Origin of the sequence: Microbacterium sp. ACRRU (assembly GCF_022346945.1) — a bacterium.
Lineage (GTDB): Bacteria > Actinomycetota > Actinomycetes > Actinomycetales > Microbacteriaceae > Microbacterium > Microbacterium mcarthurae.
Genome location: NZ_JAKRNI010000069.1, coordinates 1 through 1263 on the forward strand (window position 1 = coordinate 1; position 1263 = coordinate 1263).

Here is a 1263-nt window from a genome sequence, read left to right on the forward strand (position 1 = left end):
GGAGCCTGCCCCGCTTTTCCGGACACCTGAGTTGAGGCGATGATCGTCTCGGAAGGAGTCCGTGAGATGCCTGCTGCTCACCCACCGGAGTTCCGGCGTCGAGCCCTCGACCTCGTCGCCCAGGGCAACCCTGTCGGTCAGACCGCTCGTGATCTCGGGATCAGCGAGTCCTGTCTGCGCAACTGGATGAAACGCGACGTGGTCGATTCTGGCCGCAAGCCCGGCGTCACGACCGATGAGCATAAGGAACTCGTCGAGCTGCGTCGCCGGAACCGGGTGCTGGAGATGGAGATCGAGATCCTCAAGCGGGCGTCGGCGTACTTCGCGCGGGAGAACGTGCTCCCAAAATAGGGTTCCGGCTGGTCCAGGAGCTCGCCGCGGACGGGATCCCCGTCGCGGTGGCCTGCCGGTTCCTGAACGTCTCAACCTCCGGCTACTACGACTGGAGAGATCGGTCGCCGTCGCCCCGAGCCATCGCAGATGCGGAGCTGACGACCACGATCCGTCGCATCCACGCCGACTCCCGCGAGACATACGGGGCGCCGCGCGTACTCGCCGAGCTGCGGCTCGGGCTCGGCGTTCACGCCGGCCGCAAGCGCGTGGCCCGGCTGATGCGGCTGGACGGCCTCGTCGGGGTGTCACACCGTCGGAAGCGCCGTGGATGGAAGCCTGACACTGCCACACACGAGGATCTCGTGAAGCGGCAGTTCCGAGCGGACGCGCCGAACCGGCTCTGGTTCTGCGATATCACGCAGCACCGCGCGAAGGATGGGTGGGTCTACTGTGCCGCCGTGCTCGACGCGTTCAGCAGGCGGATCGTGGGGTGGTCGATCAGCGACCGGATCACCGCGGAGATCGTCATCGACGCGCTCGAGATGGCCCGCTGGCGACGCCGCCCCGACCCCGGAACCGTGGTTCATGCCGACAGGGGAGCGCAATACACCTCCTGGCTCTTCGGTCACCGACTCAGGCAAGCCGGCCTGCTCGGATCGATGGGGCGCGTCGCCTCTTCCGTTGACAACGCCCTCATCGAGAGCTTCTGGTCGGTCATGCAACGCGAACTCCTCGACCGCACAACCTGGGACTCCAGGACCCAGCTCGCGTCCGCAATGTTCGAGTGGATCGAGGGCTTCTACAACCCCCGCCGCCGACACTCCGCTCTCAACTACCTCAGCCCCGCCGACTACGAAGCCCTTCACACCACCGCCGAAATCGCGGCATGATCAACAAACAGAACCCGTCCGGAAAAGCGGGTCAAGCTCC

Annotated in this window: 2 protein-coding genes; both read left to right on the forward strand. The window is 66.0% G+C overall.

Annotated elements, in window-relative coordinates; genetic code table 11:
• Positions 1-66: 66 nt before the first annotated feature.
• Complete coding sequence (locus MHY30_RS14995) at positions 67-351, forward strand: transposase (RefSeq protein WP_061015166.1); 285 nt, start codon at positions 67-69, stop codon at positions 349-351.
• A 35-nt stretch (positions 352-386) separates the two neighbouring features.
• Positions 387-1223, forward strand: coding sequence for an IS3 family transposase (locus tag MHY30_RS15000; protein ID WP_231728717.1), 837 nt, complete (start codon positions 387-389; stop codon positions 1221-1223).
• Positions 1224-1263 lie beyond the last annotated feature (40 nt).

What these genes read in the sequence shown, in the direction of transcription:
- MHY30_RS14995 (WP_061015166.1), top strand. Translation starts at nt 67, where the DNA reads ATGCCTGCTGCTCACCCACCGGAGTTCCGGCGTCGAGCCCTCGACCTC.